Below are 26640 nucleotides of genomic sequence, written 5' to 3' on the forward strand. Positions count from 1 at the left end.
TTCGAAGGGGGTGGGTGCTCGGAAGACTGGACCCATGGCCCCCTCGAAGCCCAGCTCCACGCCCGCTCCCACGCTCATAAGTTCCGTACGCCGTGCGCTCGTCCTGCTCGAGACGGTCGCCGAGCACGGTGAGATCACCGCCAAGCGGCTCTCGCGGGAGGCCCGGCCGCCGCTGCCGACCACGTACCACCTTCTGCGGACCCTGGTGCACGACGGCTATCTGCGGCGCGAGCACGGGACGTTCCGGCTCGGGCCCGCCGGCGGGGAGCGCGGAGCACCGGGCCGTCGAGGAGTGGGCGGACTTCCGGACGACCGCGCACGCCCACGCGCTCGGCCAGTGCCTGCTCGCGCAGCTGCCACCGGAGGCCCGGCGCGCCCATCTGGCCCGGCGGCCGGTGGCCGCACTGACCCCACGCACGGTCCGGGACGAGGAGGCCCTCCTGACCCGGCTGGCCGGGGTCCGGCGGGGGGCGCCGGTGCTCGAACGGGAGGAGTGCCTCCTCGGCGCGGTGTGCGCGGCGGTGCCGATCACGGTGGGCGGGGTCCACTCGGCGGTCGGCTTCTCGCTGCCGGCGGGTGAGCGCGCGCGGCTCGCGTCGACGGCGGAGCTGCTGCGGGAGCGGCTCGAACGGGCGCTGAGGGCACCGGCGTTCGCGGTGCTGACCTGAGCGCGGCGGTCCGGGGCTCGGGCTGCGGGCTGCGGGCTGCTCAGTACGCGGCCTTGCGGTGGCCGATGAAGGCGCGCAGGCGGGTCGTGTCGGCGGCGGTCCAGTCGGGTGGCGGCAGGACCGCCGCCCAGCCGTCGACGGCGCCGGCCCCGTACCGGTGACCGTGCGGGGCGTCGACGCCGTAGGAGACGGTCATGTCGACGGAGGTCTGCCAGAAGGCGACGAAGGGGAACCAGCTGATCTCGGGAGTGACGTCGGGGCCGAGCGGTTCGTCGAGCCATTCGGGGCGGTCGAGGAGCAGTTCGGGCGACCACCAGACGACGGGGTCGGAGGCGTTCTGCAGGTAGACCGCGCGCGGGCGTTGCCAGTCGGCGGCGGGGCGTTCGAGGTCGGTGCGGGGGAACTGGGCGAAGCGGATGTGGGCGCCGCCGCGGTACTCGGGGCGCCAGACGGGGCTGCCCGGGTCGCGGTCGCGGCGGATCTCCCGGGAGATCGGCGAGAAGTGGGGCGGGCCCATCAGGAGGGCGCCGTCGGTTCCGGCGAGGAGCGCGTCGGCGGTGCCGAAGGAGGCTTCGACGGCGTAGGCGCCGAGGCTCTCGCCGGTGACGACGAGCTTCGGCCGCCGGTCGGCGGGGAGGCTGCCGAGGCGGGCGCGGACGGCCTCGAGGAGGGCCCGGGTGGCCTGTCCGGCCTTCTCCTTGTCGACGAGGAAGGAGACCCAGCTCGGGAGGTACGAGTACTGGACGGCGACGATCGCGGTGTCGCCGCCGTACATGTACTCCAGGGCCTCGGCGACGTTCGGGTCGATCCAGCCGGTGCCGGTGGTCCCGGCGACGGCGAGGACGGCGCGGTCGAAGGCGCCGGTCCGTTCGAGTTCGCGGACGGCGAGACGGGCCTGGGCGGCGAAGGGCGGGTCGTCGGTGAAGGCGGCGGGCAGCGCGGAGGGTACGTAGACACGGACCGGGTCGCGGGCGGGCCGGCCGGTCCAGGCGGTGAGGGCGGAGCGGGTGGGTGTGGAGCCGGTGAAGTTGCGGCCCTGGTAGCCGAGGTCCTGCCAGGGGACGAGGGAGCCGGGGCCGCCGGTGACGTGGCGGGAGGCGGGGCGCCGGATGCCGTCCTTGGTGCCGCCGTTGGTGGCCTCGGCGATCCGGTCGGCGAGGTCGACGACGCCCCGGTCGAAGACGACGTCGCGGACGCCGACGAGGACGACGAGGGCGGAGAGGGCCGCGCCGACGGCGAAGGCGACGGGGCGCGGCAGGAGCCGGCCGAGGAGCCGGATCAGGGTGACGGCTCCGAGCCGGACGGAGCGGGCGACGAGGAGCGCCGCGAGGAGGAGGCCGAGGGCGATCAGCGCGATCATCGGCGTGTGCCAGGTGAGCGTGGGCGGGAGGTCTTGCAGGACCCGGAGCTGACGCTGCATCCGGGCGCTCTCGGAGATGAGCCAGACGGCGAGGACCGGGCTGAGCAGCCAGTACGCCTGCCAGCAGCGGGTGCGGGTCCGCTCGGCGGGGCGGCGGCGCACGAGGGCCCGGAAGAGCCAGGCGAGGGTGGAGCCGAGGGCGTAGCCGATGGCGGCGGTGATGCCGCCGACGATGCCCTGGAGATACCAGGGCCGGGGCACGAGGGAGGGCGTGAGGCTGGACCAGAAGAAGACGGTGGCTAAGCAGAGTGCCGTGAGGTCGGGCCAGCGGCGGATGCGGTACGCGGGGTCGGGTCTGTCCCAGTAGGGGCGCCGCGCGAAGGCGAGGAGCCGGGCGGCGGCGCGGGAGCCGGCAGGGGCGTCGGGACCGGCGGCGGCGCGGGGGCCGGTGAGGGCGTCGGTGCCGGTGGTTGTCGCGGGGTCGGGGCCCGGGCCGGACGCGGGTCCGGCGGACCGATCGGGGCTGGTGTTCCGGTCGGTCGAGGTCATCGGATCAGCCTCGTACGTCCGTACACCCGTCCGCAAATCGTATTTCCGCCGGGGGCCCGCGTCGGTCCGCGTCCGGGCGTTCAGCGGGTGCGGTCCTCCCGGGGGGCGGGCGGCTCGGTCACCGGGGCGGGTGCCGGTTCGGCCGGTTCGGCGGAGCGGTGGTCGGCGCGCTGGGCGCGGGAGGCCTCGGCGCGCAGCAGGGCCTGGAGGACGGCGTACGGGTCGACGGGCATGGCGGAACTCCTCGCGGGGGGGGTGATGTAGGGGGCTGCCGGGAGGTGCGGGCCTCTCAGCAGCGCATCACCACGCACCGGAGCGCGTCGCCACGCGGGGAGGGTACGGGAGCGGGGGCGGCGCCACGGGAGCGCCGGCGGGCGGTACGGGGGCGGCGGCGCGCGGGGGTCGGCCTGACCCGCGTGCGGTGGCGCCTGGCCCGGCCGGGGAGCCCGGCCTCCGCCGCCGCGGGGTCGAACGTCTCGCCGCCCTGGTCGGGGGCCGGCGCCGGGGCGGGGGCAGAGGTCGCGGGACGGAGCTCGACGGCGCCGGTGAGGGCGTTGGCCGCGCCCGCGCCGAGGAGCGCGACGAGGATCAGGAGGAGCGCGACGCACCGCGGTCCGCCCGGCACGGGGCGCGTCCGGCGGCCCGCCGGGGTGGCGGGCGTCGCGGTCGGCTCGGGCACGGGGCTCACGGTGATCCGTACTGCCCCGCCCGGGTCCGCGCGCGGCGCTCCGGGCCCGAGATCCGCCCGGGCGGCCTACGTCCTGGCCCCCGGATTCACCGCACCGGCGGTCACGGCGCGGGCTCGGCCTCCACGGCGGCGGCGCGCCGCTTGCGGGCCGACATCCAGGCGTGGACCAGGACCCCGGCGAAGAGGAACAGGACTCCCTGGTAGACGGCGGCGTATCCGGAGCCGGCGACGAGCCAGAGGGAGAAGCCGAAGGCGGCGAGGGCGAGGACGGCGTCACGGACGAGCCGGGGGCGGTGGACCCGGTCGGCCTGTCCGGAGAGCAGGAAGTGGGTCTGGGCGGCTGTGGAGAGGAGGTACGGGACGGTGGCGGTGAAGGTGGTGACGAGGACGAGGATCTCGAAGACGCCCTGCGTACCGGCCGTGTAGTTGTAGACGGTGAGCGAGGAGGCGAGGACGACGGTCACCGCGACGCCGACCGTGGGGACGCCGCGCCGCTTGTGGGCGAAGGCCTTCGGGAAGAGTCCGTCGCGGGCCGCCGCGTAGGGGGTCTGGGCGCTGAGCAGCGTCCAGCCGTTGAGCGCGCCGACCATCGAGACCAGCGCCATGCAGGCGATGGCGGTGCCGCCCCAGGAGCCGCCGAACATGACGTTCACGGCGTCCGAGAAGGGTGCGGAGGAGTCGACGAGCCGGTCGTGGGGGACGGTGCCGAAGACGGAGAGCGTGCCGAGGAGGTAGATCGCGGCGGCGCCGAGGGTGCCGAGGATGGTGGCGCGGCCGACGTTGCGGCGGGGGTCGCGGACCTCTCCGGCGCTGACGGCGGCGGACTCGACGCCGAGGTAGCTGAAGAGCAGGATCGCGGCGGAGGCCGAGACCGCGCCGAGGGCGCTTCCCTCGCTCGCCCGGAAGGGGCCGAGGTTGGCGCTGTCGAAGAAGAACAGTCCGCCGACGGCGACGAACAGCAGGGGGACGAACTTGAGGACGGTCGCGATGAGCTGCACGGCGCCGACGTACCGGGTGCCGGCGAGGTTGGCGAGGGCCGGGAGCCACTGGAGGGTGAGCGCGGCGGCGATGGTGGCGGCCTTCGACTCGTGGACGGGGACCAGGACGTCGAGGTAGCCGACGGCGGCGACCGCGAGGGCGGCGTTGGAGACCCAGGTGGTGATCCAGTACGACCAGGCCGCGAGGAATCCGGCGAAGTCGCCGAAGGCCTCGCGGGCGTAGACGTACGGTCCGCCGGTCATCGGGAGGCGCCGGGCGAGGCGGCCGAAGACGAGGGCGAGGGCGATCGCGCCGAGGGTGAGGATGCCGAAGGCGACGAGGCTGATCGTGCCGTAGGGGGCGACGGAGGCGGGCAGCAGGAAGATGCCGCCGCCGATGATGTTGCCCATGACGAGGGCTGTCGCGACGGGGAGTCCGAAGCGCCGGGCGTGCCTGCTCGGGCTCGGGCTCGCGGTCGGGCTGCCGGGAGCCGGGGCGGTGTCGGTGCCCGGGTCGGTTCCGGTCTGTGGAGTTGTGGCCGTGCTCATGGGGTGGTGCGCCTTCCGTCGTACAAGCGCGGACATCGTCCGGTAACGACGAACAAGCGTCCAAATCAGCGGTTTTTGTCCTGCACGACCCCACCATCAACCGGAAGATGTGATTCCGATCGGCTCGTGGGCGGGGAAATCTCCACGGGCGGGGAAGTCCCCACGGGCGGGGAGATCCCCAGCGGCACCTGCGGGCCCGAGGACTCGCGCAGCCAGCGGCGCAGCACCCGGTGGATCCGCTCCGCGCCGACCAGCTCCTCCCCCGCGCCGACCGGCGGCGACAGCTCCGGCGGCGACAGCAGGAAGGGGTGCGACTGCTCGCCGCCGAGTCCGCCGTGCGAGCCGATCTGCTCCTCGAAGGCGTGTACGGTGCCGGTCGCCGGGTCGTACATCGAGTTGACCATGACGTCCGCGACGTGCGGGAAGCCGTCCGTGCGGCGCACGGCGTCCGCCGCGCCCCGGCCGAAGACGGCCAGCGGCCCCTCGTCGGCGAGCTCGGCGACCGGCACTTCCACGCCGTCCCGGGCGAGGACGAGCGAGCCGTGCTCGGCGCTCGCCACGAGCACGAAGCCGATGCCCGGGTGGTGGGCGAGGGTCCGCAGCAGCGCCGGGTGGCGCCGGTCGATCTCCTCGCGGGTCATCCGGTGCGGCACGTCGGGGAAGGAGATCAGCCCGAGGTTGCCCGAGGCGAGGACCACCGGCTCGGAGGGCTTGGCGGGCAGTTCGCGCGCGGTCTCGCCGGTCTCGTCCAGCGGCCGGTGCAGGGCGCTGCGCAGCGCGTCCCTGGCCGCGTCGCGCGCCTCGGAACCGCTGGGGGTGCGCCCGACGCGGCGCGGCACCGGCAGCCCGCACCCGGCCCGTACGAGCTCCTTGAGGGAGAGGCCGTACGCCGACTCGAAGGTCTCGCCCGGGCTCTGCCCGTGGTCGGAGAGGAGCACGATCCGGTACGGGCGCGGCGCGTGCTCGGCCACGGTCGCGATCAGCGCGATCGCGCGGTCGAGGCGGCGCAGGACCTGGTCGGTGTCCCGCCCGTGCGGCCCGGAGTGGTGGGCCACCTCGTCGTACGCGACGAGGTCGGCGTAGACCGCGGTCCGCCCGGCCAGCATGTCCCCCATCACGGCGGCGACCACCACGTCCCGCTCGACGACCGTCGCGAAGGCGCGGACGAAGGGGTACGTGCCGCCGCGCGAGACCCTCGGGGTCTCGCGGCGCAGCAGCGCCCGGGTCGACTGGCAGACCTCGCGGACGCACTCGGCGACGAGCGAGCCGGCGGTGCGGACGGCGTTGGCCGGGTCGGAGAAGTACGCGAAGTAGCCGGCCCGGGAGCGGTTGCGGCTGCCGCGCCGCGCGGCCATCGACAGGACCAGGGCGAGCTGGTCCGCGCCGCCGCTGAAGAGGTTGCCGCGGGAGGCGCCGTCGAGGGTGAGCAGCCCGCCGTCCCCGGTGCGGCGCACGGCCCGCCGCTGGAGCTCGACGGCGCTCGCGGGGCGGTTCGAGACCATGAGCCGGCCGGTGTCCTTCTCGTACCAGCGGAAGGCGGGCACGTCCTCGTTGGAGCCGTGCAGGATGCCGAGCTGGCTGGCGCCGGTCTGGCTGGACCAGTCGGTCCGCCAGGGGGTGAGGTGGTGGCCGGCGTCGAGCCAGCCGGCGACGGTCGGCATGAGCCCGTCGGCGACGGCGGTGCGCAGGACGTGGTGGCCGACGCCGTCGAGCTGGAGGAAGACGGTGCCGGGGGCGGCCTCCGGCGAGTCCTCGGGGTCGCGGGGCCGGGTGCGGCCGGTGAGGCGGTAGAGGCGGCGGCGGTAGGCGTCGTCGTCGCGGACGGCGAGGGCCGTGGCGGTCGCGGAGGCGACGGCGGACATGACGGCGGCGACCGCGACGGCGGTCTCGGGGTCGGCGGCGCCGCGCCCGTCGGGGATCAGCCAGAGCGCGACGAGCAGCAGTGAGCCGTTGAGGAAGAAGACGAGCAGACCGAGGACGAGCGCCGGGACGAGGAGGAGGGCGCGGACGACCACCGGCCACACGAGCGCGCCGAGCAGACCGAAGACGCCCGCGGCGGTGGCGGCGGTGACGGCCGTCCGCGTCATGCTGTCGCCGTCGGCGGACTGGAGCTCGAAGTCGGGGAGGAGTCCGGCGAGAGCGAGCATGGTGAGGGTGGACACCGCCCAGACCACGATCATCCGCATCACCGCGCTGCCTGCGGTCCGCCAGCGCCCGGCGCCACCCCATCGCCCGTCTCCCACGCCCGGTTCACCTTTCGCCCGTTTCCTGCCTCAAGCGTGGCACAACGCCCACGGTCAAGGCGGAAAACGGGTGACGGCGGACGGCCCGGGTGTGTCAGGTCGGACCCGGTCCTGTGTCAGGCCGGACCGGGTGGGGCGCGGAACGTCCCGTGGGTCAGGAGCCGTCGTACCCGGCGGTGGGCATGGAGAGCCGCCGGTGCACTCCGGCCTTGGCCGCCGTGTCGTACGCCGGTTCGTCGAGGCCGGCGGTCTCGACCCGCACCCCGCGGCGCTCGCACTCGGCGCGGAAGCCGGACACCGAGGTCAACGCGCGGGCGAGGACCCGCTCGTTGGCGGCGACGAAGAGGTCGACCTCGCCGTCCTCCACGTCCTGCCACAGGGCCGCGTGGTCGGGACGGATGCCGTAGAAGAGGAGTCGGCGGGCGAGCACGTACCCCTTGTCGACGGCCCAGCGGGCGCACAGCTCGTGCTGGCCTCGCGTGTCCACCAGGAAGGGGTCGCTGTCCAGCTCTTCGAGCGGGGTGAGGCTGGCGATCGCCGCCACCCGAACGTCGTCCATGGACCGACCCTACTGGGGAACGGCACCGCCGAACATCCTCCGGAGCACGCTCCGGACATTTACCCTCGTTACGGAGGTACGGAACGGTCGCGGACATCGGGGCGCGGCGGCCGGAGCCCCCGGGACGACAGGCTGAAACGGAAGGCGGCATGCCGGTGGAGGTCACCTGGTGGGGTCACGCGACCTGCACGGTCGAGGACTCCGGGGTCCGCTTCCTCACCGACCCGCTGTTCGCGCGGCGGCTCGCACACCTGCGGCGGCGGCGCGGCGCCCCGCCGCCGCCCGAGGCCACCCGCGCCGAGGCCGTGCTCGTCTCGCATCTGCACGCCGACCATCTGCACGTGCCCTCGCTGGCCCGGCTCGCGCCCGGGACACGGATCCTCGTACCGCGCGGGGCGCCCGCCGCCGTACCGGGACTGCGCAGGCTCGACGGGAACGGACTGCGGGTGACCGAGGTGGAGCCGGGCGACACGGTGACGGTCGAGGGCGTGACGGTACGGGCCGTCCCGGCGCTCCACGACGGGCGCCGGCTGCCGGTCGGGCCGCACCGCTCCCCCGCCCTCGGGTACGTCGTCGAGGGCGAGGCGCGGACGTACTTCGCCGGGGACACCGGGCTCTTCGACGGGATGGCGGAGGCGGTGGGCCCGGTGGACGTGGCGCTGCTGCCGGTCGGCGGCTGGGGTCCCTACCTCGGACACGGGCACCTCGACGCGGGCCGGGCGGCCGAGGCGCTCGCCGCGCTCTCGCCGGCGGCCGCGGTGCCGGTGCACTACGGCACGTTCTGGCCGATCGGGCTCGACGGGGTCCGGCCGCACGAGTTCCACGCGCCGGGGGACGAGTTCGTCCGCCATGCCGCCCGGCTCGCCCCGAAGGTGGCGGTGCATCTGCTCGCCCACGGCGAGCGGGTGCGGCCGGAGGTCGCCAGGTGATCGACGGTCTGGTCCGGGTCGCCGGGGCGGTGCGCGAGCTGCCGCCCGAGTCGACGCAGCAGGCGGTCGGCTATCCCTCGCTGTTCCTGCTCGTGGCGCTGGGCGCGCTGGTGCCGATCGTGCCGACGGGCGCCATCGTGAGTTCGGCGGCCGTGGTCGCCTTCCACCAGAGCTCGCCGCTGGCGCTGCTCTTCGTCTTCCTGGTGGCGGCGTTCGCCGCGTTCCTGGGGGACCTGGCGCTGTACTGGTTCGGGCAGCGCGGGGTCCGGTCCCGCAACGGCTCGCGGTGGCTGGCCGCGCTGCGGGGCCGGGTGACGCCGGAGCGGCTCGCGCAGGCCCAGGCGCGGCTGGACACCCATCAGGTGTCGGTGCTCGTGCTGTCGCGGCTGGTGCCTGCGGGGCGGATCCCGGTGATGCTGGCGTGTCTGCTCGCGGAGATGCCGCTGCGGCGGTTCGCGCGGGGGGACATGGCGGCGTGCCTCGCGTGGGCGGCGACGTACCAGCTGATCGGCATCCTGGGCGGTTCGCTCTTCCCTGAGCCGTGGCAGGGGGTCGTGGCGGCGGTGGGTCTGACGGTGCTGATCAGCGCGCTGCCGGCGCTGTGGCGGCGGGTGCGGGGGTCGTCCGGGCGGGGGCCTTCGGGGCAGGGGTCTTCGGGGCAGGGGTCTTCGGGCCGGGGGGCTTCCGGCCGGGGGGCTTCCGGCCGGGCGGCGGGGCCGTCTGGCGCCTCGGGTGCCTCAGACGCCCCGGGCGCCTCAGGGCGTGAGCACCCGTGAGCCGCCGACGGGGAGGTCCCACAGGTCCTCGCGGGGCAGTCCCGCCTTCTCCCAGGCGGCCCTGACGCGGGTGAGGGGTTCCAGGACGGGTTCGGAGGAGAGGACGAAGGTGGCCCAGTGCATGGGGGCCATCCGCCGTGCTCCCAGGTCCTGGTGGGCACGGACGGCCTCCTCCGGGTCCGTGTGGACGTCCCTGAGCCACCAGCGGGGGTCGTAGGCCCCGATCGGGAGCAGGGACAGGTCGATGGCGGGGAAGCGGCGGCCGATCTCGGCGAACCAGTGGCCGTACCCGGTGTCCCCCGCGAAGTGGACGCGACGCCCCGAGGGGTCGGTGAGCACCCAGCCGCCCCACAGGGAGCGGCAGGTGTCCAGGAGGGTCCGCTTGGACCAGTGGTGGGCGGGGACGAAGTCGAAGCGCACTCCGTCGAGTTCGGCCGCCTCCCACCAGTCGAGCTCGGTCACGCGGCCGAACCCCCTGCGGGCGAACCAGCGTCCGAGCCCGGCGGGGACGAACACCGGGGTGTGCCGGGGCAGTCGGCGGAGGGTGGGGGCGTCGAGGTGGTCGAAGTGGTTGTGGCTGATGACGACGGCGTCGACGGGCGGCAGGTCCTCCCAGCGGACGCCGACCGGGGTGAGCCGGGCCGGGGTGCCGAAGATCCGGCGGGACCAGACGGGGTCGGTGAGGACGGTGAGTCCGCCGAGGCGCAGGATCCAACTGGCGTGACCCGCCCAGGTGACGGCGAGGGTGCCGGGACCGGCGGGCGGCAGCGGTCCCGGCTCGAAGGGGAGCAGGGGGATGTCGCGGAGGCCTTCGGGGCGGGGGCGGACGGCGCCCTCGCGGGCCAGCCGCGCCAGGGCGCGGACGCCGGGGAGGGGGGCGGTGAGCCGGTCGACGAAGGTCCGGGGCCAGTCCGCGCGCAGCCGGCCGACCGGCTGGAGCACGGGGGCGGGCGCCGGGGCAGGGGCCGGGGAGGGGGCCGTGACGGGGGCCGTGGCGGGCGGCTGGGCCGACGCGGGGGGCTGAGCGGGGGCGGCGGGGTACGGGGCCTGGGCGGCCTGGGCGGGGCGTGCCGTCCGTTCGGTCATCTGCGGGCTCCGTCCTGCGTCGCGGCTCGTACGGGGTGGGCGGGGTGGGCGGGGCGTGCGGGCTGGAGCGGGCGTGCGGGGCGGTTCATCGGAGCTCCTCCAGGGCTCCTCCGAAGTCCGTCAACGAGCTTGTCACATGAGGGAGTTCCTCGGGGTTCCGGGAGCCCAGGGTCTCGGCGCGCTCCTCCTCGGTGGTGCCGAGGAACATCTCGGTGCCGAACCGGACGCGCAGGGCGCCGAGTTCGTCCCCGAAGCGGTGCCCGCCGGGGACCGGGGCGCCGAGCCGCGCGGTCAGGTGGCTCTCCAGCTCCAGGGAGTCGGTGACGCCGCGGGCGGCGAGTCCGGACCTCAACCTGCCGAGGTCCACGTAGAGATGGCGTCCCGCCTGTGGGGGCCGGGAGAGGGCCCCGGCGGCGAGGGCCGTGCGGTGCGCGGCGGCGGCGAGCCGGCCGTGGACGGTGGCGGCGCGCCGGGCCGGTACGGTCACGTCCTCGGGTTCGTCGAGGGCGTGCGCGGCGGCGGGGGCGACGGGGCCGGGGACGACGGCGCCGAGGGCGGTGAGGACGTCGAGGGCGCGGGCCCTGCGGTCGGTCCAGCGGTCGGCGCGGGACGGGTCGGTGGGCGGGAAGCGGGCGACGGCGCAGGGCCAGGCGGCCGGGGTGAGGGGGGCGCCGCCGAGGTCGGCGAGGACGGTCACGTCGTCCGGGCACATCTCGGCGGGGCTGAGGAGCACGGTGTCGTGCGGGTGGTGGAGGGTGTCGCGCCAGGTCTCGTCGCTGATGACGTGGAGGCCCTCGGCGACGGCGGCCTCGCAGGCCTCGCGGACGATCTCGGGCGGGGCGACGGTGGCGGTGGGGTCGTCGGCGACGGAGAGCAGCAGGACGCGGGGGTCGCCGCCCTCGGCCCGCACTCTCCTGACGGTCTCCAGGAGGGCGTACGGGTCGGGGACGCCGCCGCATTCGGCGGGGGTCGGTACGTGGTAGGCGGGGCGGCCGAGGAGGCGGGCCTGCGGGGCCCACCAGGCGGGGCAGGGGCGGGGCAGCAGGAGGTCTCCGCCGTGCGCGGCGATCAGGGCGAGGAGGAGGGCGGGGGCGCCGGGGGCCGCGACGACGTCCTCGGCGTGCGTCCGCAGGCCGCGGCGCCACCAGTAGCCGGCCGCCGCCTCCCGCAGGACGGGGCCGCCGCCGGGCGGTTCGGGGGCGGCGCGTCCGGCCGCGGCGGCGAGGAGGGCGGCGAGCCCGGGGAGGACGGGCAGGCCCGCGTCGGGCGCGGGAGGGCCGTAGCGCACCTGGCCTCGGCCTTCCGGAGCCGTGTGGTGCATGTCCCGTACCTCCTGAGCGCACGGGGGCACCGGGAACGGCACCCCGAGCCCTTTATACGAAGATCCGGGCGGTTTCGCCGCTCCAGGAGGCGCTTCGGGTGCCGGGGCGGGGCGGGGCGGGGCGCAGCGGCCGGTGGACCGGGCCGGCTCAGGCGACGGTGACCGGGTGGCGTACGACCGCACCGAAGAGATAGCCCTGGGTGTTGTGGACGGCCCGCTCGGGCTGGGTGTTGCCGGCGGCGTCGGTCGTACGGGACAGGAGGGTGACCGGCCCGGTGCGGTGGGGGCGCCACGGCACGGTCCAGCGGACCCAGCCGTCCCGCCTCGGGGTGTCGAGGAGCCGGGCACGCCGCCAGTGCGTCCCGCCGTCGGTGGAGACCTCCACCGAGCGGACGGGCGCGTGGGCGGACCAGGCGCGCCCGGTGAGCCGGTGGACGCGGCCGGCCTCCAGGGTGGCGCCGAAGGGGAGTTCGTACGCGGACTTGATCGTCTGGACGCCGATGGGGGCGCTGCCGCCGGACGGGTGGGCGGGGCCGAAGAGGCGGTACCAGTCCGTGGACCAGGGTGAGGTCAGCGGGCGGGTGGAGACCTCGATGTCGCCGAGCCACTTGATCGAGGCGATGCCGACCCAGGAGGGCACGACGAGCCGGACCGGGTGGCCGTGGTCGTACGGGAGGGGTTCGCCGTTCATCTCGTACGCGAGGAGGACGTCCTCGAAGGCCTTGGCGACCGGCAGCGGGCGGCGGACCCGGCCGTGGTCGACGCCGCCGGAGACGTACGGGTCGTCGAGGCCGCGCGGCTGGAGGGCGATGGCGTCCCGGGCGATCCCGGCGCGTCGCAGCACGTCGGAGAGGCGGACGCCGCGCCAGCGGGCCGCGCCGACGGCGCCGAGGGTCCAGGAGGTGCCCGTGACGGGCTCGCCCTGCTGGCTCGTGTAGAGACTGCGGCCGTTTCCGGCGCACTCGATCAGGGCCGTTCGGGTGACGGAGGGCAGGTCGCGCAGCTGCCCGTAGGTGAAGTGGACGGGGCTGCGGGCGTGGAGTCCGTCGCCCCAGAGCGTGAGGCGCCAGTCGGCGGCGTCGAGGACGGGCGTGGAGGTGTGGTTGCGGACGAAGAAGCGGTCGGCGGGGGTGAGGAGACCGGTGTCCGCGAAGGCGTCGGACCGCGCCTCGGCGCTGGCGCCCCGGACGGTGAACCACTCGGGCGGGAGGGACTTGACGATGCCGGGCGCGGACACGGATGCGGAGGCCGTGGTTGCGTGCGGGGATGCGGGGGCCGTGGTTGCGTGCGCGGGGGCGGCGGCCGCGAGTCCGCCGAGGGCGGAGGCCGCGGGGGCCGCCGCGAGCAGCTTCAGCAGGGAGCGGCGGTCGGGCGCGGGCGGATACGGCGGCACGGGACTCCTCGACATGTGGGGCGGGCGGCGCCACCGGGCGGCGGCGGGCCGATCCTAGAGGCGGAGAGGGGGCTGGAACGGTCCGTTGACGGTGCTGTCACACAGCGATCCGTCAGCTCGGAGCGGGCCCCGGAAATGCGGGAGCGCCGCTCGGTCTCCCCGACCGAGAATGCGGCATGACGACATCGAACGGCGCGACGACATCGATACGCGAGGCGGTTCCCGGGGACGCGGCGGCCGTCGCTTCCGTGCACGTCCTGTCCTGGCGGGCCGCCTACCGCGATCTGCTCCCCGGGCCGTATCTGGCCTCGCTGGACCCGGAGGAGCGGGCGTCCGTGTGGCACGAGCGCCTGTCGGCGCCCGACCGGCCCACGGTGCTCCTGGCGACGGAGGCCGACGGGCGGGTCGTGGCCTTCTCCTGTCTCAGGGCCTGGCCGGACGAGGAGCCCGGGGAGCCGGCGGAGGCCGGTGCGGCCGGCGAGCCGGGGGCGTCCGGTGCGTCCCTCGCTCTCGACCCCGCCTCCACCGCCGAACTGGCGGCGCTGTACGCCCTGCCGGAGGTGTGGGGCACGGGTGTCGGGCGGGCGCTGCTCGCCGCGTCCACGGAGGTGCTCGTGACGGCCGGTTTCCGGACCGCCTCGCTGTGGGTGTTCGCCGGGAACACACGGGGCCGCCGCTTCTACGAGGCGGCCGGCTGGCGACCGGACGGCGCGGCCGTCCGCGAGGTCACGGGCGGCCGGGAGCTGGAGGAACTCCGTTACCGGCGGGCGCTGTTGGACTGAGCCGGTGTCCACATCCCAAGACGCGGGTCTCACCATTCGGCGGGAGTGCGTACGGTGAAGGCACGCACCCACACCGAGGGAGTCGCTTCCATGACGCATGCCCCCACCCCGTCGGCGGCCCACGAGACCGCCGTCTACACCCACGGCCACCACGAGTCCGTCCTGCGTTCGCACACCTGGCGGACCGCCGCCAATTCCGCCGCCTACCTGCTGCCCGAGCTGCGGGCGGGGCTCGACGTCCTGGACGTGGGCTGCGGCCCGGGCACGATCACGGCCGATCTGGCCGCGCTGGTGGCGCCCGGCCGGGTGACCGCCGTCGACGCCGCCGAGGGCGTCCTGGAGAAGGCACGCGCGGTCGCCGCTGAACGCGGCCTGGACAACGTCGAGTTCGCCGAGGCGGACGTCCACGCCCTGGACTTCCCCGACGACTCCTTCGACGTCGTCCACGCCCACCAGGTGCTGCAGCACGTCGGCGACCCCGTCCAGGCCCTGCGCGAGATGCGGCGGGTGTGCAGGCCGGGCGGGGTCGTCGCGGCCCGCGACAGCGACTACGGAGCCTTCGCCTGGTTCCCCGAACGCCCCGCGCTGGACGGGTGGCTGGACCTGTACCACCGGGTCGCACGGGCGAACGGCGGCGAACCGGACGCCGGGCGGCGGCTGTTCTCCTGGGCCCGGGAGGCGGGCTTCACCGACGTCACGACGACCGCGGCGACCTGGTGCTTCGCCACCCCCGAGGAGCGCGCCTGGTGGAGCGGCCTGTGGGCGGACCGGACGACCGGCTCCGTCTACGCCGAGCTGGCCGTGAAGGGCGGCCACGCGACGGACGCCGAGCTGGCGGCGATCGGGGAGGCCTGGCGGGAGTGGGGCGAGCGGGAGGACGCCTGGTTCATGGTCCCGCACGGCGAGATCCTGTGCCGGGTGTCCTGACCACTCGGCAGAGTCGTTACGGCAGGTCAGTACAGGTTGTCATGGAACCCGATGCATTCCGGGTCCTGGAGGGGGCAGCTCGGATGCGGCGTGCGGTCCGGCTCGGGCCGCGCCGGTTCGGTGTCCAGGAAGCCCGGCTCCGGCGGCGGCATGGCGAACGCCTCGCAGAGGCAGGCGCCGCAGCGGCCGGAGAACCGCGGCTCCCCATGGCGGAAGCGCGGATGTCCGCACCGGCACTCGGCCGTCGCCCATGCTGCCACCTACGGACCCCCGTCCTTCCGCCGCCACCCCCAGGATAGGGAGCGACGGCCCGGCGGGGACCCCTCCGGGACTCCCCCTCCGGGACGCCGCCGATCGTCCGTCAGCTCGGCCGCATCCTGAACTCATAGGCGTACGGCAGTGGTTCGTCGGTGAGCTCCGCCCAGACCTCACCGAGGATCTCGGCGCCCTCGCGCAGGTCCGCGACCTCGAAGCCCGCGTCGAAGACGGCGCGGGCCTCGTCCGTCCTGCCCTCGGCGAGGAGCAGGCGCGCCTCCAGGAGCCGGAAGGCGCCCCTCCCCCGCGCCTCCTCGGGAAGCCGCGTCCACACCTCGCGCGCCCGGCCCGTGCGTCCGGCGGCGAGCAGCGCGGTGACCGCCTCGCGGCCGAGCGCGGCGCTCCCCGCCTCGTCCTCGGCGGCCCGGTCGGCGTGTTCGGCCCGGTCGGCGTGCTCGGCATGGTCGTTGAAGGCCTCGGCGAACCGTTCGGCGGCGCGGGCCGGGTGCCCGTCCTCCCGGTCGGCGACGGCGAGGCAGTGGAGCAGCGGCCAGCGGACGGTGGCCTCGCGCAGTCCCCGTTCCCAGCTCCGTACCGCCTGGGCGCGGTCTCCGGCGTGCCACTGGGCGATGCCGAGGTGGTACTCGGTGGACGGGTCGGCCGGGGCGGTCTCCAGCATGTCCCGCCAGGGCGCCGAGACCAGCGGCGCGCCGGGCGCGGCGCCCTTCTCGGGGGCCGGCAGGACCCCGGTGTCCAGGAGTGCGCGCCAGGGCTCCTGCTCGGGCCCGAGCGTCGACTCGGGGAAGGGGGTGCCGGGCAACTCGTGATTTCCGCGCAGGACTTCGAGGGCTCCCCAGCCGGAGCCGACGGCGAGGACGGTCTCCGGCTCGGAGTCGGCGGCCTGCTCGCGCCAGGCCGTGCAGGCCGCGTCGACCCCGGCGCGCGGGAGCGCTTCGGCGAGGCCGTTCTCGACGGCCTCGCGGGCCGTGTCCCAGTCGTCGCCGAGTGCCGCGCCGGGATCGGCGGTGAGCGGTCCGTACGCCTCCAGCCAGCTGAACTCCTCGCCGCCGGGCAGCTCCAGGTGCTCCAGCTGGGTGCGCGCGAGGCCGGCCTGGATCTCGGCGTAGCCGGGGGTGCCGGGCTCGGTGAGCCACTCCTGCCAGCGCCGGCCGCCGCGTTCGCGGCCCCACAGGAAGAGCTTGCGGCCGCGCAGCGGATCGGTGGAGGTCTGGACGAGGCCGGTGCCGTCGGCGTCCAGGGCGGCGATCCAGCGGCGCTGTCCGTCGGGCAGGTCGTAGAACCAGTCGGCCGCGTGGTCCCCGTTCAGGGGGTACGAGCGGTCGGTGCCGCCACCGCTCTCGGTGACGGGGAAGGGCAGCCGGCGCAGCGAGCGTTCGTCACCGTGGTGCCATGCGGCGTCGGCGGGCGCGATGACGCGGCGGGTCTCCGGTACGGCGGTGTTGGACCACCAGTAGACGGCGGCGGGCCGCTCGTGGGGGTTGCGGACGCGGACGCCGACATGAAGGAAGTCGGAGCCCTCCGGGAGCCAGAGGTCGACCTGGAAGGGCAGGTCCCGCAGGCGCTCCCACTCCCACAGCCGGAGCATCTGGCCCCCGTCGGGGGCGCGGACGACGGCCGCGTGCAGGGGCGAGCAGGAGAGGGTGGTGTGGCCGGTGGCTCCGATGTTCCACTCGATGCCGCCGGAGAACCAGGCGCCGTTGAGGGCGAAGGCCGCCGGCTGGAACACCGGGTTGCGGTAGAGGAGTTCGCGTCCACTGGGTTTGTGGTGCAGGGAGTGGACGCGACCGCCGAGCCCCGGGAGCACGGTGGCCCGGAGCCGGTCGTTCTCGATCACGATCGCGTCGAGGTCGGTGGGGGTGCGTTCGCGCCCGTAGCCGTCCCGCACGGGGGCGGGCAGCAGACTGCGCAGGGGCGCGCGTCCGATGCCCCGGGCCATGTCGCGCGGCAGTTCCGCGAGGGTCTGTTCGTCGACCGCGTGGGTCCCGTGGTGGGTCCGCAGGGCGGGCAGGGGGCTGTCCGGGCCCAACGGGGCCGCGGGCAGCGTCAGTACGGCACGTCGTACGGTCGTCATCCACCCATGGAACACGCCGGGGCCTGTCCTGACCAGGGGTTCGCTCACCTACGACCGGACGCCCGGGGCGCCTGGGTCCTACTGCCAACCCATGTTGCCCTGAGCCGTGGCGGTGGGGGCGGACGGGGCGGGCGCGGCAGCCGCCGTCGAGGCGGCGTACAGCGGGGCGGCGAGGGTGAGGACGAGGACCGCGGCGGCCTGGGCGATGCGCATGCGAGACATGGGGTTCTTCCGTTCCTGAGCGTCGATGGTAGGTCGGAGGTGGGTCCGGTATCGGTCGCGCCCCGCGGTGGCGCTTTCCGGTCCGGTGCCTTCGGGAGTGGTCTCCGTTCCGGCGAGAACCACTGTCGCCGCAGGCCCGCGGGGGTGGAAGGGCCGGCGCGTGGACGGAAACGGCAGCGGCCGTTTGTGTCCACCTGGCGCGGGGGCGGCTTTCACTGTCCGTCGATGACGATGAGCGGGGCTTCCGCGCGCAGAAGGGTCCAGCCCGACAACTCGGGGCGGCCCTCCAGCAGCCGGGCGCAGACGGCCGCCGCGTTCGCTTCCGCCCGGGCCAGCGAGTCGGCCAGGAGGAAGAGGCCGAGGACCGGTGCCGAGGGCGGGTCACCGTGCACGCTGACGTGCTCCACGCCGTCCTCGGGTCGGGCGCACCCATAGACGAGGGCGCGCACGTCGGGCGGGAGTTCGCCGCCCTGGGCCGGCGGTCGCAAGTGCGCGTGAACGAGGTACATAACCCCTTCCTTCTGCCCTCCCGCTGCGGGCATATGATGATCTTTTTGTGTGGGAGATGAGCACTTCCGGGGGGAATCACAATGCTGTCTGCGCTGGGTCTCGACACGATGGCCGAGGCCGTCTACCGGGCGATGCTGGCCGATCCGCGGGGCGGGGTGGCGGCGCTGGCCGCCCGCGTCGGCGCGACGGAACAGCAGGTACGTGACGGACTCGACGTCCTCAGCGAGCTCGCACTCGTCCGGCCCTCGGCCGACAACGGCGGCCTGCGCGCGGTCTCGCCCGACCTTGGGATGGAAGTCCTGATGGCCCGCCAGCAGGCCCAGATCACCGCCCAGCAGCAGCGGCTCGAGGCCTCCCGTGCGGCGGCCGCCCAGTTGATCTCCGAGTACGCCGACCTGCGGCCGGCCGGCGCCAGCCCGGGAGTCGAGCAGCTGATCGGCCTGGACCAGATCCGGGACCGCCTCGCGCGGCTGACTCGTGAGGTCCGCCACGAAGTCATGACCTTCGCACCTGGAGGCCCGCAGACGGAAGAGAACATTGCCGCGTCGCGCCCCCTGGACGCCGAGTTGCTGGGGCGCGGGGTGCGGACCAGGGTCGTGTACCTGGACAGCGTCCGCCACCACCGGCCGACCGTGGAGTACGCGCGCTGGACGGCCTCCCTGGGCGGAGAGGTCCGCACCGCGGCTTCGCTCGCCACCCGTCTGATCATCGTGGACCGATCGACCGCGGTGATCCCTGTGAGCAGTGAGAACACCGCGGGCGGTGCCGTCGTGCTGACCGGGCAGGGAACGCTGACCGCGCTGTGCGCGCTGTACGAGAGCGTGTGGGCCGCGGCGCACCCGCTCGGGGAGGCCCCGGTCCGTGATGTCCACGGCCTGAGTGCGCAGGAGGCCGCCCTCATCTCCCTGCTCTCCGAGGGGCACACGGACGAGACGATCGGCAAGCGGCTCGGGGTGTCAACGCGTACGGCCCGGCGGATCGCCAGCGACCTCATGGAACGCCTCGGCGCGCGCAGCCGGTTCGAGGCGGGTGTCCGGGCGGTGCAGCACGGATGGCTGCCCGCGCAAGAGGGCTGAGTCCGCCCGGCCGGACGGATCGCCTCGGCCGGCCGTCGAGTGCGGCGGGCGGTCCGCTGCGGGGTGAACAGGCATAGTGATCCCGGAAGGGTGCGGCTGAGAGAGCGGTTCGTGGAGTGCGGGTCCGGTGGTGTGCCGTGTCGTCGGCGCCACCGGGCGCACTCCAGTCTTTCCGCGTCGCACCGTCCGCGGAAGCCGGGCCCGCTGGCCTGAAGGGGCCTGGGCCGCAAGCGTCCAGGCCGACGGCCGACCTCCGGTCCGGTAGCCGACTCCGGTCCAGTAGCCGACTCCGGTCCAGTAGCCGCCCTCCGGCCCTGCGGCCCATGACTCCTTGCGCGGCACGGCGGTGAGAGGCATCCCGGTGTGTCGCGCTCCGCGGCCGGCCGTCGACGCATCCCGCCCGGCGTTCCCGACTGCGCGGGTTCCTCCTGCCCGTTGACGCGCATGCGGCCGGCCCAGGGCTCGTGAGCGTACGGCGGGAAGCCCGTCCGGCCCGATCGGGCCAGGGACGCTTCCGGCCATCCCAACCACCTTCCCCCGGTGCTGTCCGCACGCCGAAAGTGGTGATCGCCGCCAGGGAGCGAAGCGTGACCCGGCGGGCACGCCGCAGGACACCGCGTCGTGGGACTCGTATCCGGAGTCCGACGCGACGTACCGGTGCGGCCGCCGACCACGAGGGTCCGTCGGGCCGGGAGCACGTCCTGGCAGGGATCACACCGCAGGAGAAGGGAGTCGTGATGGCTCAGCGTTCACGACAGTTCAGCAGACGCCGGATACTCGCCGCCTTCGCGGGGGTGGCAGCAGCTTGCGCACTCCCGGAGTGCACCGTGCTCACCCGCCCCGCGTATGCGGCGGACGGGGCCGGAGCCGCCCCCCTGCCCGCGGGCTCCGGTCTGCCGGACACCGAGCGGGGCCGGGTCGTCTGGGCGTACCGGACGGGCGGCCGCGCCGTCCGCACCGCGGCTGCCGCGGCCCTGGTGGGGAGCGCCGCGGACGTGACGACGTTCCTCGCCGAGAAGCTGCCCGTGGCCCGGGCCGAGGACAACCGGTTCACGCTCACGCAATCGCTGGTGATGGCGGGCAGGGCGACCCGCGAGAGCATCGGCGTGGCGCTGTCCGGCGGCACGGGGGCGGTGGAGGCGTACCTCGTGGACGGCTTCCAGAGCGCGGTGCGCGAGGACCTCAGGGTGGCCGTGACCACGGTCATGGCGCGCGGTGCCCGTGCCGTGAAGCGGGAGGGCTCCGCCGCGCTGGACGCCGGGTCCGACTTCGCGCTCCGCGCCTTCCTGAGCGGCGGACAGTTCACCGCTCAGGAAGAGGACGAGCGGGTACGGGTGACGTCCATCCTCGTGACCGCGTCGCCGCAGGTGCGGCTGTACGCGCAGCGGGCGCTGGAGGACGGGACGCCGCGGGCCATCCGATGGTTCCTGGAGACGGGCCAGTACATCGCCCGGGCCCGTGACGAGGAGACGGCGACGATCCAGCAGCTCGTCAAGGTCGTCGAGGCGGAAGGGCAGCGCGCCGGCCGGAAGTCGGACGAGGCCGTCGAGCTGTCCGAGCAGGCGGTCAAGTCGGCGGAGAACGCGAAGAAGGCGGCGCTGGAGGCGAAGGCCGAGGCCGAAGCCGCCGGACACGACGTCGAGCGCTCCGCCGCCGCCGCGAACAAGGCGGCTCGGGCCGCCAGGGGAGCCGCTGCCGCCGCGTCGACCGCGGTGTCGGCCTCGCGGACCGCGCAGGCCGCCTCTCAGCGCTGCGTGGTCGCCGCGCAGGCCGCGGCCGCCGCGGCCGCGGCGGCGGGACGCGCCGCCGCCCAGGCGTACCACGCGGCGATCGGCGCCTCGAAGGACGCCTCGATGGCGGAGGCCGCCCGGACGGCGGCGCGGGCCGCGACGGCCATGGTGCAGTACGTCCGCACGGTGGCCCAGAAGGCGGGCATGGCGGCCGTGGCCGCGGAAGCCGCCGACGCCGCGGGCGCGGCCGCCGCCGGATCGGCCCTCAACGCGGCAGCGGCCGCCAGGGCGTCGGCCGACGCGGCACTGGCCTCCGGCGCCGCGAAGTCCGAGGCCGCCATCGCACAGCGGGAAGCCGCCGTGGCGGAGGCCGCCGCCGCCCGGGCGACGCAGGCCGCGGCCAAGTCCCGGTCACTGGCCGGGCAGGCGGCCGCCGCCGCCCACGTGGCGCGCGAAGCGGCCGAAAGCGCCGCCGATCACGCCGAGAAGGCGGCCGCGCGGGCTCTGGACGCGGCGAACCACGCAGGCCAGGCCGTCGACTACGCCAACCGGTCGACGGAGGCCGCGAACGCGGCCGTCGAGGCGGCGAACAAGGCCGCCGCCGCGGTCGACAAGGCACGCGAGGTGGAGCAGGCGGCCCGCGAGGCCGAGACCGCCCGGCTGGCCGAGGAGACCGCCGAGGCGATCGAGCAGGCGAAGCTGGCGGCGGCCGCGGAGACGGACCAGCTCGCACGGTACGACCGGGAGCGGACGCAGGAAGCGCGGCTGTCCGCGGAACTGCTCGCGCTCATCGCCTCCGCGGAGTCCGCGCTGGCGGGAGGCAGGACCGCTGAGGCCGTGGCGGCCGGGCGCCGGGCCGCGATCCAGCTCGTCGACCGGTCGGGCACATGGACCCGGCAGGCCGCGGAGTTCGCGCTGGCCGGCTCGGACGAGGACGTCGTCCACTGGATCGACGCCGACCGGCTCATCGCCCTGCAGCAGGACAACATCGAGAACGTGGTGGCCATGGCCGCGATCTCCACGAAGAACGTGGCGCTGGCCGCGGTGGACGTCCTCAAGACCGAGGACCACGCGAAGGTCAGGACGTTCCTGGAGACCGGGGCGATCGTGGCGGCGAAGGAGGACAACCGGGTCGAGGTGACCACGGTCCTGGCCGACGAGACCACCGGTACCGCGGTACGGCGTGCGGCCGTCGCCGCTCTGGAGGCGGGCACCGCCCAGGCCCTGCACACCTTCCTGCACGTCGAGCGCGCCAAGGCCGTCCGGGAGGACGACGAGGTGGCGGCCACCACGCTGCTGGCGAACGGGGGTCCCTACGTCAAGGCGGCCGCCGAGATCGCCCTCGAGGGCGACACGCACATGCTGCGCCAGTTCATCGCCACCACGCAGTACGAGTTCGCGCGCATCGACCACGACCACGCCACGCACATCAGCGCGGTCCGGGCGATGATCGCGGGCGCCGCCAAGACGGCCCAGGAGGCACAGGAGAACGCGGCACGGGCCTCCGAGGCGGCCGCCCTCGCCCGCGACGCCGCCCAGAAGGCGACCGAGTGGGCCGCGCTCGCCAAGGGGTACGCCGCGGCCGCGAAGCTGTCCGCCGAGGAGGCGCGCAAGAACGCCGAAGCCGCCGAGGGGTCCGCGGCCGAGGCCGCCCGCTCCGCCGAGACCGCGCGGCAGGCAGCCGCCGCGGCACGGCAGGCGAGCAGCGTGGCCCGGAGCGCGGCGACCCGCGCCGTGCGGTCCGCCACCGAGGCCGCCGCCCACGCCGCGAACGCCGCGGCATCGGCCGCGGCGGCCCGCCAGTCGGCACTCGCGGCAGGAGCGAGCGCCGCCGAAGCCGCGCAGTCGGCACTGCAGGCGAAGGACCTCGTCCTGGAGGCCGCGCGGCAGGAGGCGATCCAGAAGGCGCTGGACAACGCGAAGACGCCCATCACGCCGGGCACGAACGGCCTGCCCCAGGGAGCCGAGAGCTGCCTGACGCCGTTCGGCCGCCCCGTCGAGTCCGGCAACAGCACCACGCCGTGGGAACTGGGCTGGCACTGGCTCACCGGCTCGGGCCCCACGTCGCAGTGCTTCGGCCCGAACGACGACTTCACCCGCATCTACCGTGAGCACCAGCACACCCGGGAGGCGCTCGCCTTCTTCGCCGACCGCACGCGTGCGGGCAACTACGAGCTCGGCCACACCCTCAAGTACGACTACTCCCTCGGCGGGTTCGACGGTGCGTGGAAGTACCTCCAGGACTATGGAACGCTCTCCACGGCCGGTCTCACGGGCAACCTCGCGTACACGTTCCTGGGCTCCCACCAGGTCCGGATGACGCCCATCCGGAAGAACGCGGACGGCTCCGTCGTGTGGCGGTACTCCGCCTACAACGAGTCGGACATCGAGTCCGCGACCCACCCCCCGGTCATCGGCTACACGGACTGGTGGAGCAACAACGTCGGTTCGCTCATCGACAGGATCGTCGGCGACTCCGGTCCGATGTCGCCCAAGACCCAGGTCATCGAGTTCGACGTCACGCTGGGTCCGTGATCCCCGGCAGGGCGGGTACGGGCCGGCTCGTCACCCTCCTCGCCGCCGTCGTGTCGCTCGTCTCGGGGTGCACGGGCTCCGTCGACCCCGATGAGCTGCCCGGCGTGTACCGCAACGACGGGGCGGGCGCCGAGCTGCGGCTCGACTCCGACGGAACGTTCTCCGCCGTGGACGTGGTGACGGACGGATCCTCCGACCCCGCCGACTTCAGCGGCCGGTGGGAGTGGTTCGGCGACCGGGCGGGCAGCGACTTCGTCTACCTGTCGGTCGACAGCAGCGGGCTGGGCCCGATCGCCGGCATCCAGCTCTACCCGAGCGGGGGGAACGCGGTGGAGTTCCGCCCGGACCCGGACGGGCCGCCGTCCCTGAGGCTCACCCGAGCGGCTGCGCCGTAGGGGCCGCGCACCGCCTCCGCACCTCGACTCGACAGCCAACTCCCTTCCACTCAAGCAGCTTTGATCAGAAGGGGCGGTGGAGAACCCTCCCCGCCCCCATCGACTCCGACTTCGAGGAAATTCAGCACTGTGATGACTTCACGCAAGGCATGGACCCGCACTCTGGGAACCGCGACCGCGGCCGGTGCGCTGGCGTGGGCCGTGGTGGCCGCCGGCCAGCCCGCCACCGCCCCCGGCAGCGAGCCCGTCGCCGAGACGGGACCCGGGTACGCCATCGAGGACTACAACTACCCCGACGCCGACAAGATCCTGGCCGATCAGGGCATCGTCCTGAAGCGGGGCGACGGCCACATCGTGCTCGCCGACTGCGCGAGCGAGGCGAACCTCCTCAGGTTCCTCGCCCGAGACCGGGCCGACGTGTGCTTCAAGGTCACCGCCGACGAGGGCTACCTGACCCTGGAGATCCCGTCGGTGCACGGGGTGCGGACCGACGACTCCGGCAACACCCACCTGGCCATGACCGCCGAGGACGACCGCGTCGAGTACGACATTCCCGCCAAGACCTGGGAAGGAGTCGGCGAGTCCGTGGACGGCCGGGAGCACGTCCTGGTCGAGATCCGGGTCTCCAAGTAGACCGCACCGCCCGCGGGGCTCTTCCGAGCCCCGTCGTGCCCCGTGTCACCGGCGGACCACCGGTCCCGTCCACGCACGACCGAACTCCGGCGCATTCGCTCACCGAATCCCGTTCCTGAAGGAAACCGCACATGTCTGCACTCCGTCCGGGCACCGCTCGCATCTCGGGTCTGCTCGTCACCACGACCGCCGTCGCCGCGGGCCTCGTCCCCGCCGCCCACGCCGTCTCCGGCCCGGAGGCCGCGGCCGGCCAGCACACCTCCGTCGTCAAGCTGAACATCGGCGACGAGGCGACCGGCCGCGGGTGCACCGGCTCCCTCGTCGACTCCTCGTGGGTCCTCACCGCCGCCAGCTGCTTCGCCGCGACGCCCGGTACGCCCCTGCCGGCCGGTGCGCCCGCGCTGAAGTCCACCGTGACCCTCGGCGACGGCAAGCGGATCGAGGTCGACGCGCTGGTCCCGCGCGACGACCGGGACGTCGTCCTGGCCCGCCTCAAGACCCCCGCCACCGGCCCCGCGGGCATCACGACGGCGGGCGCCGCTCCGGCTGCGGACGCCGATCTGACCGCCGTCGGCCTCGGCCGGACGAAGACCGAGTGGGCGCCGGGCAAGGCCCACACCGGAGCGTTCACCCTGAGCGCCTCCGACGCCACCACCCTGACCATCGCGGGCAAGGGCACCGACGCCGTCTGCAAGGGCGACACCGGCGGGCCGCTCCTGAACGCGGCCGGTGAACTCGTCGGCGTCAACAGCCGGTCCTGGCAGGGCGGCTGCCTGGGCAGCGACCCCGCGGAAACCCGGACCGGCGCCATCGCGGCCCGTACCGACGGGCTGCGCGAGTGGATCGACGGGGTCCGGGCCACGACGCCGGGCTGGCAGACCAAGGCCCTCGTGCAGGCCGGCACCGGCCTCTACCAGGCCGTCCGGCTGTCCGACGGCTCCTGGACCGGATACACCGACCTCCAGGGCAAGGTCGGCGACCTGGGCGGGATCCGCAGCACCGCCGCCGCCGGCATCAACGGCGACACCCACGTACTGGCCATCAGCACCAGCGGCGGACTCTTCCACACCGTCCGCAAGCCGGACGGCACCTGGAGCGCCTTCGGGAACGTGTTCGCCGCGGCCAACACCCTCGGCAACCTCACCCAGGTCTCCGCCGTCTCCATCGGCCACGACCTCCACGTCGTCGCCGTCGCCGACGGCAAGGCCTTCCACACCGTCCGCAACGGCGCGGGCAGCTGGACCCCCTTCCGCCAGATCAACGGCTCCCTCACCGGCGTGACCGCGGCGGCGACGGCCAGCGTCCGCGGCGAGCTCCAGGTCGGCATCGTCAGCGGCGGCAAGCCGTACCACACCATCCGCCAGACCACCGGGACCTGGCTCGGCTGGGGCGATGTCGCCCAGGCCGTCGGCGCCACCGGACCGGTCACCTCCCTCGGCATGGCCGGCACCGGCGACGAGACCCACCTCGTCATCACCACCGACAACGGCACCCGCCAGTACCACACCATCCGCAACTTCAACGGAACCTGGGCCGGCTGGGGCGACCTCAAGGGCGTCCTGGGCACGGTGACCACCAAGGCCGTCTCCGCTGCCGCCGTCAACGGCGAACTCCAGCTCGCCGTCACCACCACCGACGGCAAGCTCCTCCACACCACCCGACACACCGACCGCACCTGGACCACCCCGGCGCCGGCACCCCTCGCGGGGATCCCCGCAGCCCCCGGCAACCTCGCCATCACCGCCACCTACACCGGCTGACCCTGCCGCGGAAGGGGGCGCCCCCGGCACCATGAGTGCCACGGGGCGCCCCCTTCGCGCATGGATGGCGTGTGGTCGGTGGTGACGCCGGGAGCGATGGTCTGCCGAACGTCCGCCGGACCACCGAGCTGGAGCCCGCCGAGCGCGCCGCGCTCGACCGGGGAGTGACCGTACGGCGCGGCCAGGGCTACACCCTGCGCGTCAGCACCCGCTCCTCGATCGCTGCCAGCCCCTCGACGGCGTCCAGAGCGCCCCGGCCATCCCGGCCCAATACGGGCCGTGGCAGACGGGCCGTCCCCGTGTCCGGCCGCTGCGGGTGCGGGGCGACAAGACGTACTCGCCCCGCGCCAACCGGGCCTGCCTGCGAAAGCGCGGAATCCGCTGCACGATCCCGGAACCTGCCGACCAGGCCGCCGACCGCAAACGGCGAGGGAAGGCCGGCGGGCGGCCTCCGGCCTTCGACCGCGAGGACCACAAGGCCCGGCACGCGGTCGAGTGCGGGATCAACAGGCTCAAGCGCAACCGTGCGGTCGCCACCCGGTTCGACAAACCCGCCGTCCGCTTCGAAGCCACCGTGCTGATCGCCGCGATCGGAGAATGGATACGACCAGCCCGTGCTGTCGGC

The 26640-nt window shown here is 74.8% G+C and carries 21 protein-coding genes and 3 pseudogenes; 12 read left to right on the forward strand and 12 right to left on the reverse strand.

The window, feature by feature from the left end:
• Nucleotides 1–34: 34 nt before the first annotated feature.
• Nucleotides 35–172, forward strand: a pseudogene (locus DEJ46_RS40715) (hypothetical protein); the annotation flags it as partial.
• Nucleotides 129–668 carry an IclR family transcriptional regulator C-terminal domain-containing protein gene (locus tag DEJ46_RS07245; protein WP_317852171.1) on the forward strand — a complete coding sequence of 180 codons (540 nt, stop codon included), beginning with the start codon at nt 129–131 and terminating at the stop codon, nt 666–668. The pseudogene DEJ46_RS40715 and the gene DEJ46_RS07245, both read left to right, overlap by 44 nt.
• Before the next feature lie 40 nt (nt 669–708).
• Here DEJ46_RS07245 and DEJ46_RS07250 read toward each other — a convergent pair whose 3' ends face one another.
• The 6 genes from DEJ46_RS07250 to DEJ46_RS07270 all read right to left on the reverse strand — a co-directional run bounded on the left by DEJ46_RS07250 (nt 709) and on the right by DEJ46_RS07270 (nt 7593).
• Complete coding sequence (locus tag DEJ46_RS07250) at nt 709–2577, reverse strand: alpha/beta hydrolase (RefSeq protein WP_150264722.1); 1869 nt, start codon at nt 2575–2577, stop codon at nt 709–711.
• A gap of 80 nt (nt 2578–2657) precedes the next feature.
• Nucleotides 2658–2810 carry a hypothetical protein gene (locus DEJ46_RS39045; RefSeq protein ID WP_190622484.1) on the reverse strand — a complete coding sequence of 51 codons (153 nt, stop codon included), beginning with the start codon at nt 2808–2810 and terminating at the stop codon, nt 2658–2660.
• Nucleotides 2811–2866: 56 nt separating this feature from the next.
• On the reverse strand, nt 2867–3256 hold the full coding sequence (locus DEJ46_RS07255) for a hypothetical protein (RefSeq protein WP_223834550.1): 390 nt from the start codon (nt 3254–3256) through the stop codon (nt 2867–2869).
• Nucleotides 3257–3366: 110 nt separating this feature from the next.
• On the reverse strand, nt 3367–4791 hold the full coding sequence (locus DEJ46_RS07260; RefSeq protein ID WP_150264724.1) for an amino acid permease: 1425 nt from the start codon (nt 4789–4791) through the stop codon (nt 3367–3369).
• A 65-nt stretch (nt 4792–4856) separates the two neighbouring features.
• Nucleotides 4857–6977, reverse strand: a complete 2121-nt coding sequence (locus DEJ46_RS07265) for a phage holin family protein (RefSeq protein ID WP_150274204.1) — start codon at nt 6975–6977, stop codon at nt 4857–4859.
• Nucleotides 6978–7188: 211 nt separating this feature from the next.
• On the reverse strand, nt 7189–7593 hold the full coding sequence (locus DEJ46_RS07270) for a recombinase family protein (protein ID WP_150264725.1): 405 nt from the start codon (nt 7591–7593) through the stop codon (nt 7189–7191).
• A gap of 149 nt (nt 7594–7742) precedes the next feature.
• Between DEJ46_RS07270 and DEJ46_RS07275 the strand changes: the two genes are divergently transcribed.
• Nucleotides 7743–8522 (forward strand): MBL fold metallo-hydrolase, encoded by a 780-nt coding sequence (locus DEJ46_RS07275; RefSeq protein ID WP_150264726.1) that lies wholly within the window; start codon nt 7743–7745, stop codon nt 8520–8522.
• Nucleotides 8523–8551: 29 nt separating this feature from the next.
• Nucleotides 8552–9157: pseudogene (locus tag DEJ46_RS07280) on the forward strand (DedA family protein); the annotation flags it as partial.
• A 120-nt stretch (nt 9158–9277) separates the two neighbouring features.
• On the opposite strand, the gene DEJ46_RS07285 reads toward DEJ46_RS07280, so the two are convergent.
• From DEJ46_RS07285 to DEJ46_RS07295, 3 genes are all read right to left on the reverse strand, one after another.
• Nucleotides 9278–10384, reverse strand: a complete 1107-nt coding sequence (locus DEJ46_RS07285; protein WP_150264728.1) for an MBL fold metallo-hydrolase — start codon at nt 10382–10384, stop codon at nt 9278–9280.
• 85 nt (nt 10385–10469) lie between these two features.
• Nucleotides 10470–11705, reverse strand: coding sequence for an aminotransferase class I/II-fold pyridoxal phosphate-dependent enzyme (locus DEJ46_RS07290; protein WP_150264729.1), 1236 nt, complete (start codon nt 11703–11705; stop codon nt 10470–10472).
• A gap of 148 nt (nt 11706–11853) precedes the next feature.
• The gene (locus DEJ46_RS07295; RefSeq protein WP_150264730.1) at nt 11854–13113 is read right to left on the reverse strand and encodes a sulfite oxidase; all 1260 of its coding nucleotides are present in this window, start codon (nt 13111–13113) and stop codon (nt 11854–11856) included.
• A gap of 161 nt (nt 13114–13274) precedes the next feature.
• Between DEJ46_RS07295 and DEJ46_RS07300 the strand changes: the two genes are divergently transcribed.
• Both DEJ46_RS07300 and DEJ46_RS07305 read left to right on the forward strand, forming a co-directional pair.
• Entirely contained in the window at nt 13275–13880 is a 606-nt protein-coding gene (locus tag DEJ46_RS07300) for a GNAT family N-acetyltransferase (protein ID WP_150264731.1), read from the forward strand.
• 90 nt (nt 13881–13970) lie between these two features.
• Entirely contained in the window at nt 13971–14807 is an 837-nt protein-coding gene (locus tag DEJ46_RS07305) for a methyltransferase domain-containing protein (RefSeq protein WP_150264732.1), read from the forward strand.
• A 361-nt stretch (nt 14808–15168) separates the two neighbouring features.
• Here the strand turns inward: DEJ46_RS07305 and DEJ46_RS07315 are convergent, their stop codons facing one another.
• From DEJ46_RS07315 to DEJ46_RS07320, 3 genes are all read right to left on the reverse strand, one after another.
• Nucleotides 15169–17154 (reverse strand): DUF5107 domain-containing protein, encoded by a 1986-nt coding sequence (locus tag DEJ46_RS07315; protein WP_150264734.1) that lies wholly within the window; start codon nt 17152–17154, stop codon nt 15169–15171.
• 78 nt (nt 17155–17232) lie between these two features.
• Nucleotides 17233–17376: a hypothetical protein gene (locus tag DEJ46_RS39050; RefSeq protein ID WP_190622486.1), complete on the reverse strand. Its 144-nt coding sequence runs from the start codon at nt 17374–17376 to the stop codon at nt 17233–17235.
• 212 nt (nt 17377–17588) lie between these two features.
• Nucleotides 17589–17885 carry a hypothetical protein gene (locus DEJ46_RS07320; RefSeq protein WP_150264735.1) on the reverse strand — a complete coding sequence of 99 codons (297 nt, stop codon included), beginning with the start codon at nt 17883–17885 and terminating at the stop codon, nt 17589–17591.
• A gap of 81 nt (nt 17886–17966) precedes the next feature.
• On the opposite strand from DEJ46_RS07320, the gene DEJ46_RS07325 reads away from it, so the two are divergent.
• The 6 genes and pseudogenes from DEJ46_RS07325 to DEJ46_RS07350 form a co-directional block, all read left to right on the forward strand.
• Nucleotides 17967–18962, forward strand: a complete 996-nt coding sequence (locus tag DEJ46_RS07325) for a helix-turn-helix domain-containing protein (protein WP_150264736.1) — start codon at nt 17967–17969, stop codon at nt 18960–18962.
• A 737-nt stretch (nt 18963–19699) separates the two neighbouring features.
• Complete coding sequence (locus DEJ46_RS07330; protein WP_150264737.1) at nt 19700–23227, forward strand: ALF repeat-containing protein; 3528 nt, start codon at nt 19700–19702, stop codon at nt 23225–23227.
• Nucleotides 23224–23622: a hypothetical protein gene (locus DEJ46_RS07335; RefSeq protein WP_223834552.1), complete on the forward strand. Its 399-nt coding sequence runs from the start codon at nt 23224–23226 to the stop codon at nt 23620–23622. The genes DEJ46_RS07330 and DEJ46_RS07335 overlap by 4 nt, the downstream gene beginning before the upstream one ends.
• Nucleotides 23623–23754: 132 nt before the next feature.
• A complete protein-coding gene (locus DEJ46_RS07340; RefSeq protein WP_150264738.1) occupies nt 23755–24255 on the forward strand; it encodes a hypothetical protein in 501 nt (166 codons plus the stop codon).
• A 131-nt stretch (nt 24256–24386) separates the two neighbouring features.
• Complete coding sequence (locus DEJ46_RS07345) at nt 24387–26015, forward strand: trypsin-like serine protease (protein WP_150264739.1); 1629 nt, start codon at nt 24387–24389, stop codon at nt 26013–26015.
• Nucleotides 26016–26304: 289 nt separating this feature from the next.
• A pseudogene (locus DEJ46_RS07350) lies at nt 26305–26622 on the forward strand (transposase); the annotation flags it as partial.
• Nucleotides 26623–26640 lie beyond the last annotated feature (18 nt).

The sequence above is a fragment of the Streptomyces venezuelae genome (genome assembly GCF_008642375.1).
Classification (GTDB): Bacteria; Actinomycetota; Actinomycetes; order Streptomycetales; family Streptomycetaceae; genus Streptomyces; species Streptomyces venezuelae_G.